Genomic DNA, 9,908 nt, shown 5'->3' on the forward strand with positions numbered 1-9,908 from the left:
AAGGCTTCGGCATGCCCTCGACCTAACCCTCAGGACGCGCTCAGTGAATCCCCATCACTGAGATGTGCAACAAGGTCCACTGGCATCGCGAAAGGCCCGAGCTGTTCACGAAGCGGCCGTATAATCACGCGGGATGGGACACGTATGAAGTCCCGGTCTGCCGTTCAGCCAGGCCCGACGGAATGGTGTCGAGCACTCTGCTATTTAGCTGCCAGTAGGGTGAACTTATGGATCTGCGGCGGTTCGGAAAACAGCTCATCCGCCTTGTCCATCAGTGCGGCGGCAACCTTGCCGTCAAGATGCGCCTGCCGATCTTCCTCTGTGTCGAACGTATCGAAGATCGCGTACGCACCGGGGCCTTCCTGGATCGCATACCAGGTCAGGGTACCGGGCTCGGCTTGAACGAGCGGTAGCGCCGAAGTCAAGAAATCGGCGACATCGCTCTCTTTTCCGGCCTTGGCCTTCAGTGGCACGTACAGCGCAAGTTTGGGCATGATCAACTCCTCAAGATAAATGACCAAGTATTAGTTTGCACGATAACGAACGAGAGGGTGGAAACGTTGCCAGCGGTCACGCGCTCGATAACGCCGCGGTGGAAGACGCAATAGTGTAGCGAAGGCAGCTGGCTGCCCGCGTAGAACAGTGCATCATCCCAGAATCTTGTCGATCGTGATCGGCAGAGACCGGACCCGCTTGCCAGTCGCATGATAGATCGCGTTGGCGATCGCCGCGGCGGTGCCGACAATGCCAATCTCGCCCAAGCCTTTCACTCCGAGCGGAGTCACCTCAGGATCGGGTTCATCGACGAAGATGACTTGAATATCATGGATGTCGGCCTGCACGGGTACATGGTATTCGCTGAAATTGTGGTTCATCCAGCGACCCATCCGGTGATCGGGGAACGTCTCCTCGTGAAGCGCCATACCGATGCCCATCACCACGCCGCCGAGGATCTGGCTGCGCGCAGTCTTCGGGTTGATGATGCGGCCAGCAGCGACGGCGTCGACGATGCGGGTGACGCGTACAACGCCCAACTCCTCATCCACCCTCACTTCCGCGAAGATTGCGCTATGGGTGTTCTTTGACTTGTGGAGGCCTTTCCACATTTCGCGTACCCCGGGAGCAGCGGTTGCTTCCTCTTCGATCTCCGTCAGATCGGCGGCACGCATCGCATCGCCGAATGGCACGCGGACCGTCGGCATGTCCTTCAACACGATGCAGCCGTCCTCAAACAGCACATCGTCTATTTTCGCTCGGCCCAGCGGTTTGCCGGCGATCTTCCCGGCCGCCTTCAGGAGCTTCTCGCCGACCGCTTGACACGCGAGCTGGACCGCCGCCCCAGACGATGCCGCCCCCCATGATCCGCCTTCGACCGGGGCAGCCGGGAGGTCGGAATCGCCCAGCTTGGCAGTGATCTGCTCAGGGGGCAGGCCCAGCGTGTCGGCAGCGACCAGGGTCATCACAGTGTAGCTGCCGGTGCCGATGTCCGAAGTCGCGCACGCAACCTCCAGATGCCCATCGACCGTCAGCTTCGCGCGGGCGGACGTCTTGGCAAATTGCGCGTCCCACATGCCGGTCGCGCAGCCCCAGCCGATCAGCTCGTTGCCTTCGCGCATCGACCGCGGCTCGGCCGAGCGCTCACTCCATCCGAACGCCTCGGCCCCCTCGCGGAACGCCTCCCGCAGCGCCTTGCTGGTGTAGGGCGTGCCGTTCATTGCATCGATGGGTGAATAATTGATGAGTCGAAACTCGAGCGGGTCGACCTTGGCGGCATAGGCCATCTCGTCGATTGCCATCTCGAACAGCGTCATGCCGGTCGCCGCCCCCGGCGCCCGCATGTCGGCCGATGTCGCGGTATCGACCTGGGCGATGGTGTAATCAGCGTCGGCGTTCGGGCAGTCGTAATTCATCAGCCCCCAAGTGACGACATTCTCCATATTGTCCTCGTAGCGCGAGGTGGAGGTGGTCGCCGCGTTCCGGATCGCGGTGAGTTTGCCGGTCGTCTCCGCGCCCAAGGCGATACTTTGAACCGCCTGCGGGCGATAGGCGTGGCTGAACATCTGCTGGCGTGTCATCGTCACCCTTACGGAGCGTTCAAGCATCTTCGCGGCGAGCACCGCGAGAAACACCTGATGCTGCGGTCGGAGTCCGGAGCCGAAGGCGCCGCCGACATAAGGGTTGAGCACGCGTACCTTCTTTTTCGAAAAGCCGAAGACGCTGGCAAGGTAGGCATGCACCCCCTGCGAACCCTGGGTCTTATCCCAAACGGTGATGCTGCCGTCGCCGTGCCATTCGACGGTGGAGCCGAACATCTCCATGGGATTGTGGTGTTCCGGCGCGAGCCGGTAATCGCCCGCCACCTTGAGCGGGGCGTCCGCGAACGCCTGCGCCGCGTCGCCACGGTTCTTGGGCGGCGTGTAGCCGCTGCGCTTTTTCTTCGGCACATACTTCTCGCCGAGTGCGACGTCGAAGTCGGTGTTATGCGCCTCTGTCTCGTAGGCGACCTCGATCAGGCTGGCGGCGTAGCGCGCTGCCTCGAACGTCTCGGCCATCACCAGCGCGATCGGTTGCTGGCTGAAATGGACGCGGTCATCGTAGAGCGGCCGGAACGGCGAGCCAGGAATCTTCATCTCGTCCTGGTAGCTGTGGTCTGTCCAGGCGACGTGCGGCCGGTTGAGATGTGTGATGACCTCGACAACGCCAGGAACAGCGCGCGCCGCGTCCTCATCGACGCTAAGCACGCGGCCTTTGGCGATCGCGGCCTCGACGATGTAGCCGTACAGCAGGTTCTCCACCGGATGCTCGGCGGCGTAGCGCGCCGTGCCGGTGACCTTCTCGACGCCATCGACGCGGTTGATCGCGCTGCCGATTCCGATCTTCGCTGCGGTAGCCATGATGTCTGCTCCTTAAGCGATGCGCTTGTCGGTCTGCGATTGCGGGGTGGCCTCGGCGGCCTGCTTCAGCGCACGGACGATCCCCTTGCGCGCGAGCGGGATTTTGAAGTCGTTCTTGCCCTGACCGACCGCTCCGGCGAGGAGGGCATCGGCGAAGGCGCCGAATGTCTGCGGCGAGGGCTGCTGGCCTTTCAGCAGCTTCTCGGCTTCGGTGCTGCGCCATGGCTTGTGCGCGACGCCGCCGAGCGCCACCCGCGCTTCAGCGATCGTGCTGCCTTCAATCCGCATCGCGACGGCTATCGACACCAGCGCGAAGGCATAGGACAGACGATCGCGCAGCTTCAGGTAGGTGTAGTTCTCAGTGAAGTCCTCAGCGGGTAGGTCGATGCCCGTCACCAACTCGCCTGGACTCAGCGTGTTGTCGCGCCACGGCTCGTCGCCGGGCAGCCGATGATAATCGGCGATCGGGATCGCGCGGTCACCTTCCGGCCCGGTCACCTGAACAATCGCGTCGAGCACTGCCAGAGCGACGCACATATCCGAGGGATGTGTGGCGATGCATTGGTCACTCGCGCCCAGGATAGCGTGGATACGATTGACCCCGCCGATTGCACCGCAGCCGGAGCCCGGCTTACGCTTGTTGCACGGCGTTGCGACATCATAGAAGTAATAGCAGCGCGTGCGCTGGTTGAGGTTGCCGCCGTTGGTCGCGGCATTGCGCAACTGAGGGCTGGCGCCGGCAAGGATCGCGGAAGACAGCAAGGGATAGCGCTGCTCTACCCGCGCGTCCCACGCCGTATCGGAGTTCGGCACGAGCGCGCCTAACCGCAGCCCTCCGCCGTCCAGCTCCTCGATCGCGTTCAGCGGCAGGCGATTGATGTCGATTACCGTCGTCGGCTGATCGACGTTTTCCTTCATCAGGTCGATCAGGTTCGTGCCGCCCGCCAGGTAGCGGACCTGCTCTCCCGTGCCTGCCTGTACTGCTTCGGCAACGCTTGCCGGACGGGCATAGTCGAAGCGGTTCATGCCTGCTCTCCGATCACGTCGAGCACCGCATCGATGATGTTCGTATATGCGCCGCACCGGCACAGGTTTCCGCTCATCAGCTCGCGGACCTCGTCGCGGGTCCTAGCCTTGCCTTCATTGATGAGGCCCTGCGCCGAACAAATCTGGCCGGGCGTGCAATAGCCGCACTGGAACGCGTCGTGGTCGCAGAAAGCGGATTGCAGCGGATGGAGGTTGCCCGGCTGACCGAGCCCCTCGATCGTCGTGATTTCCGCCCCGTCCAGCGTCACCGCCAGCTTGAGACACGAGTTGATGCGGCGCCCGTCGACCAGCACGGTGCACGCGCCGCACTGGCCATGATCGCAGCCTTTCTTGGTGCCGATCAGGTCTTCGCCCTCCCGCAGCAGGTCGAGCAACGTTGTCCAAGGCTCGATCGCGCGGGTGCGTGTCTCACCGTTGATCGTCAGCTTGGTTGGCACCGTGCCGATCGGCATGGCGGCGTACGTGGCGGAATTGACGGCTGTCGACATGATCGGTGCCTCTTGCTTCGGCTTAGGCCGGGATGGCTGTGATGTCAGCGGTGTTTTCTTCAGTAACCCCGTTCTCGCGGTGGCGAAAGGGGACAGCGCATGATAGACCTGAAGCCGTGCGCGCATCACCGACCCGAGCGGCCGATGGGCGGCCAGGCTGTGGGCTGGGCGGAAGGTCATCACTTCATCGAAATAGCTGGCGCGCGCCGAGCTGTAGGCTTCCTGCGCGGGGCTGCGAACCGTGGCTGAGGTGCGATGCTGTTTGCCCTGTGACGGCCACTCGACCAAGGCGTCCTCGATCGGCTGCGTCTCCGCGTTCGCCCAGAGCTGGACCTTCAGTTCGAACACCGCCTCGTGATCGCGGAAGTAATTGGTCGGGGCGTGGCGAAAGCCGTCCTCGTCCTCGTGCGGGTCGAGTTGCCACTCTCCAAGCGCATCCTGTGCCTGCGATGCCGGCACGGCACTGAGCTTGGCGACGTAGTCGCCGTAGCGCATTGGTGCTTGGCTGAAATAGTCGTTGCCGACCGGATGGCTGAACGGATGGCCGAAGAAGTCGGCCTTGGCATAGGCGGTGTTGAAGACGCTTAGCACCTTGTTGAAGTTGCGCGCCATCGACGACACTGCACTCTTGACCCCCTCGGGCAGGGGCGTGGCCGTGCCAATCTTCTTCGCGTCGCTCAGGAAGCCGCTTGCCGTGCCGGAGGGGAACGTTCGTCCCGTGGCGAGGACGAAATCCTGCGTTGGCGCATCATGCCCAGGCAGCTTCTCACCTTCGACGCCAAAAACCTTGATCGTCATGCCGCGGTGCGTCGATACCCGGTCGCCCAGCGTCTCGCCCGGCCCCTCCGCGAAGCGGATCGCGACGTCGTAGGTGCCTGCCGCGGCGAACAATCCCTGTGCCAATTCCGGCGGAAGGTCGTCGGCTATCGTCAGCGTGCCGACCACGCAGGCGCTGCTCTTAGCGTGGCTGGCGCGCACGGCATGCTGCTCGCGCTTCTCGACCACTTCGCTCTGCTGGATCATGCCCTGGATGATGCCGTCGTCGTTTCCTGTTCGTCGGGTTCGAGCGTCTCAATGTCGTCGCGGTAGCGCAGGTAGGTCATGACGATCCTCAGCGGGCTGGAGCGAAAGAGAACAACTCGGTGCGGATCGATGGCGGCGCGCCGGGCGTGAACCATTGCGTGTCCTGAATGTGGCTGGCGGTGACGTAGATTGTCCCGTCGGGACCTTCGGCGAAGGTGTCGGGCCAGCGCAACCGCTTGTCGGTCAGGACGGTCTCGGTGCCCGACCCGACGAGCCGCCTGATCGAGTAATCGGTCGGCGAGGTGATGTAGAGCGTCCCCGCCTTGCTCATCCATAGGCCGTCAGCGACGGCTGTGGTGGCAACGGTCTTCACCGCAGCGCCGCGGTCGCGCTCGCTGACGTCGGCGCGCAGCTTGTCTGTGGCGATCGAATAGAGCGTCTTTCCGGTCAGCGCCTGCCAGTAGAGCGTCTTCCCGTCATTCGAGATCGCAATGCCGTCGGAGGCGAACGCGGGCTGACGGCCGTCGGGACGAACAAGCGGCTTGCCCTCGATCGCGACGGTGACGCTCTTGTCGATCTGGGTCGACGGATGACCATCAAGGGCGCGGAAGCTCTTGCCGTTGTCCAAGTCGACGACGATGATCGCGCCACGTGTGCCGCTGTCGGTGATGTAGCCGGTCCGGCCATCTGGCGAGAACCGGATATCGTTGAGGTAAGTGCCCTGCAGCGCGATGTCGCCTGGCACCGCAATGACCTTGGTCACCTTGTTCGTTTTCAGGTCGATGCGGACGAGTTTCGGCGCGCCCTCCAAGATCTTCTCGTTGCCGGGCGCGCCGGGATCGAGCACCCACAGGTTGCCGTGGCCGTCGGGAACGATCGACTGGACGCAGACGAAGTGCTCGCCGACCGGCATCTCGTTCGCCTTGGCGTTGCGCCAGCTGTTCCACTTAACGTCGGGATAAGGCCAGAGCGATCCGTTGGGCATCACCTCGGCAACCGAGATCGGCGCGTCGTCAGTCCAGCGCGGAAAGCTGACGAAGCGGCGTCCATCGGCAGTGACGGCAACGCCGGTTACCTGGTGGTCGAAGTGCGCCACCTGCGTCAGCGCGGCGCTGCGTCCGGTCTGCGCATATGCGGCGCCCGCCAGCGCTGCCGTAAGGGCTCCGAACCCGATCAAAACACTGCGCTTCCGCACCGACCCCTCCCGTTTACTGAATGAAATTTGCGTTATTTTGGTGGGTAACGATCGTGGCCCCTGCTTCGTTCCCGGAAACGGAAATCGGACAGCATCCCCACCGCACAGGCACGTAGGGTCCAGACTCATTGAATTTCACAGCCAGAACAAGACGGTTGCGGCGAGCATGATCGCGGAGAAGAAGGTTTCCGGGCAGCGGTCGTATCGGGTGGCGACGCGCCGCCAATCCTTCAGACGGCCGAACATGATCTCGATGCGGTTGCGCCGTTTGTAGCGCCGCTTGTCGTATTTGACGGCCTTCCTGCGGGACTTTCGACCGGGGATGCAGACCTTTATCCCCTTGTCTTTCAACGCTTCTATGAACCAATCAGCGTCGTAGCCCCTGTCAGCCAGCAGCCAACCCGCCTTCGGCAGACTGCCCAGAAGAGCCGCGGCGCCTGTGTAGTCGCTGACCTGGCCGGCCGACATGAAGAACCCGATCGGCCGCCCCGTGGCATCGGCAACGGCGTGCAGTTTGGTGTTCATGCCGCCTTTTGTCCGCCCGATCTGGCGTGCGCGCCCCCCTTTTTCACGCACAGGCTCGACTCCGTGCGGTGTGCCTTGAGATAGGTCGCATCGATCATGATCGTCTTGTGCTCGGCGCTCTCAGCGGCCAGGCCGACCATGATCCGGGCGAAGACCCCGTTGTCACTCCAGCGCTTCCAACGGTTGTAGAGGGTCTTGGCGGGCCCGTATTCCTTCGGCGCATCACACCACCGCAACCCATTGCGGTTGACGAAGATTATGCCGCTGAGAACGCGGCGATCATCGACGCGGGGCTTGCCATGACTCTTGGGAAAGAACGGCTTCAGGCGTTCCATCTAGGCATCGCTCAGCCAGTAAAGATTGCTCATCGATCAGGTCTCCTTGCGGAGCCTGAATCATGCCAAACGCCTGAAATCAATGGGTCTGGAGCCTAAGCAATAAGGGCAATAACCGTCCATAATATTATCCGTTCATTTTGCATTGTTCTAACGATACAGAAAAAAACTTTTAGTAACGACTATTCTGCTTACTTAATTTGACGCCTTTGCCAGCTCCGGTTGGGGCGATCTTCAACCGCAACCCTGCGCCGATGATGTAGCTCCTGAGAATATCCGGTTGTATCTGCGCGGCTTCATTCAGCATATCCGCCAAGATACCTGTATTTTTCTCGGCTTCACGTTGGAAGATCCGCCGGTAATCCCTGCTATCGAGATAGAGGTTGAAGATTTCATAGTCGATGTTCTTGGCGCTTGCGCCATTTCGCAACCGTCTTTGGGTTGATCCCCAGATCCCGGCTCAACGTCGCGAGCGAAGCTTGCGATCGTTGTATTGCAGCTCTGACGGCGTACGTGGTCGTGGCGCTTCCGTGACGAACCTGGCCCATAATGCTTCCTTCCATTCCTTCAAAAGGATCTCACCATCAAACCGTGGGATCAAACACCTAACCTGGCTCTGATGATGTGACCGCCCCCCGACGGCATCTGATGTGCCAGGGTGGGTCTGCAACGATCCACAAAGGGGAGCGGTCACATCATCAGAGCCCAAGCTAACTCATCCCCAAGTTTGTGACCGAATGATGGTCCTAGCAGCTCGGGCTCGGTTTTGAGAGTCGGGGTGGGCCGCGAAACGGCCGTTTTACGAACAGTTTGAGCCTGATGTCGCGGGTGAGCTCGCCGATCGCTGCCCGAAAATGGCTGCTCGTTCACGGATCCGACAGACGGGAACCATGCCGCAGCCCAAGGCGTTGAGCGCCTTAGACGAGGTCCTTACGACGGGGACGTCCGATTAGATGGGGAAACGACTAGATGGGGAAACGACATGCGCGCACTATGCTGGCACGGTAAGGGCGATGTCCGTGTCGACACCGTCGCGGATCCCGAGATCAAGCACCCGCGCGATGCGATCATCAAAGTAACCGCCTGCGCGATCTGCGGGTCGGACCTTCACCTGCTGGATGGATATCAGCCTACCATGGAGGCCGGCGACATCCTCGGCCACGAGAACATGGGCGAGGTCGTGGCGCTCGGGTCCGAGGTCACCAACCTCAAGATCGGGGACCGGGTGGTGGTGCCGTTCACGATCAGCTGCGGCGATTGCTGGTTCTGCAAAAAGGGTCTGTTTGCGGCCTGCGATCGGACCAATCCGAACGCCGAGATGGCCGCCAAGGCGATGGGCCATTCGCCCGCCGGGCTGTTCGGCTTCAGCCACATGCTGGGCGGCTACTGCGGCGGCCAGGCGGAGTATCTCCGCGTGCCGATGGCGGATGTCGGTCCGATCAAGATTCCCGACAACGTTACCGATGAGCAGGCCCTCTTCCTATCGGATATCTTCCCGACCGGCTACATGGCCGCCGAGAATGCGCAGATCGAGCATGGCGACACCGTCGCGATCTGGGGCTGCGGTCCGGTCGGCCAGTTCGCCATCCGCTCCGCGCTGATGATGGGCGCCGGCCGCGTGATCGCGATCGACGAGGTGTCCGAACGACTCGCCATGGCGGAGGCCGGTGGCGCTGAGACGATTAACTTCGCCGAAACCGATGTCTATGACGAGCTGCAGGCGCGAACCAAGGGCCGGGGCCCCGACAGCTGCATCGATGCTGTCGGCTGCGAGGCGGCCGCGCACGGGGCGGCGGACGCGGTCATGGACAAGGTGAAGGCAAGCATGATGCTCGCCACTGATCGCGTCCACGTCCTGCGGCAGGCGATCATGAGCTGCCGCAAGGGCGGCACGGTCTCCGTGCCCGGCGTCTACGTCGGGATGGGTGACAAGCTTCCGATCGGTGCAGCGATGAACAAAGGACTAACGATCAAGCTCGGCCAAACCCACGTGCAGCGCTATACTAGACCGTTGTTGGAAAAAATCGTCGCGGGCGCGATCGACCCCAGCTTCGTGATCACCCACCCGGCCAGTCTTGAAGACGCGCCAGAAATGTACGCTAAATTCCGCGACAAGGAAGAAGGTGTGATCAAGGTTGTTATGCGCCCGCACGGCTGATTGGCGGAATAACCGGGAACAGGACGCTTATCGATGCCGTCATCGGAAATCGACCACTTAGAAATCTAGGTTCAGGACTTCGGTAACGGGGTCGTCTCAGTCAAGCGGTTTCACGCATGCGCCGTTGTCCGCAGAGCAGCGGTTTCAAGTTTGGTCTGATCGTCGCACGTCTGGCACAGCCACCTTCGTCTGAGATCACCTGGGTGCATGCTTCGGTCCGTGGTCGGCGCGCAGGCCGCCAAC

At 62.0% G+C, this 9,908-nt stretch carries 8 protein-coding genes and 1 pseudogene; 1 reads left to right on the top strand and 8 read right to left on the bottom strand.

Translation table 11 applies throughout. The features are described from left to right. Window positions 1-200 precede the first annotated feature (200 nt). The 8 genes and pseudogenes from FHD67_RS19265 to FHD67_RS19300 form a co-directional block, all read right to left on the bottom strand. Complete coding sequence (locus tag FHD67_RS19265) at window positions 201-494, bottom strand: putative quinol monooxygenase (protein WP_139599731.1); 294 nt, start codon at window positions 492-494, stop codon at window positions 201-203. 153 nt (window positions 495-647) lie between these two features. Further along, a complete protein-coding gene (locus FHD67_RS19270) occupies window positions 648-2,894 on the bottom strand; it encodes a xanthine dehydrogenase family protein molybdopterin-binding subunit (protein WP_139599732.1) in 2,247 nt (748 codons plus the stop codon). Between the two features lie 12 nt (window positions 2,895-2,906). Next, window positions 2,907-3,920: an FAD binding domain-containing protein gene (locus FHD67_RS19275; RefSeq protein WP_139599733.1), complete on the bottom strand. Its 1,014-nt coding sequence runs from the start codon at window positions 3,918-3,920 to the stop codon at window positions 2,907-2,909. Continuing rightward, window positions 3,917-5,452, bottom strand: a complete 1,536-nt coding sequence (locus tag FHD67_RS21150; RefSeq protein WP_342775329.1) for a 2Fe-2S iron-sulfur cluster-binding protein — start codon at window positions 5,450-5,452, stop codon at window positions 3,917-3,919. The genes FHD67_RS19275 and FHD67_RS21150 overlap by 4 nt, the downstream gene beginning before the upstream one ends. An 88-nt stretch (window positions 5,453-5,540) precedes the next feature. Beyond that, window positions 5,541-6,647: an L-dopachrome tautomerase-related protein gene (locus FHD67_RS19290; RefSeq protein WP_218062360.1), complete on the bottom strand. Its 1,107-nt coding sequence runs from the start codon at window positions 6,645-6,647 to the stop codon at window positions 5,541-5,543. A gap of 135 nt (window positions 6,648-6,782) precedes the next feature. Continuing rightward, a protein-coding gene (locus FHD67_RS19295) for an IS5 family transposase (RefSeq protein WP_246071361.1) occupies window positions 6,783-7,507 on the bottom strand; the annotation gives its coding sequence in 2 pieces (ribosomal slippage) (window positions 6,783-7,220 and window positions 7,223-7,507; 723 coding nt in all). Window positions 7,508-7,679: 172 nt separating this feature from the next. Further along, window positions 7,680-7,937 (bottom strand): hypothetical protein, encoded by a 258-nt coding sequence (locus FHD67_RS20635; protein ID WP_045984187.1) that lies wholly within the window; start codon window positions 7,935-7,937, stop codon window positions 7,680-7,682. Then, window positions 7,918-8,055 (bottom strand): annotated as a pseudogene (locus FHD67_RS19300) (IS481 family transposase); the annotation flags it as partial. The gene FHD67_RS20635 and the pseudogene FHD67_RS19300, both read right to left, overlap by 20 nt. Before the next feature lie 434 nt (window positions 8,056-8,489). Between FHD67_RS19300 and FHD67_RS19305 the strand changes: the two are divergent. Next, window positions 8,490-9,665 carry a zinc-dependent alcohol dehydrogenase gene (locus tag FHD67_RS19305; protein ID WP_139599735.1) on the top strand — a complete coding sequence of 392 codons (1,176 nt, stop codon included), beginning with the start codon at window positions 8,490-8,492 and terminating at the stop codon, window positions 9,663-9,665. Window positions 9,666-9,908 lie beyond the last annotated feature (243 nt).

Source organism: Paracoccus haeundaensis (assembly GCF_006239215.1).
GTDB lineage: Bacteria > Pseudomonadota > Alphaproteobacteria > Rhodobacterales > Rhodobacteraceae > Paracoccus > Paracoccus marcusii.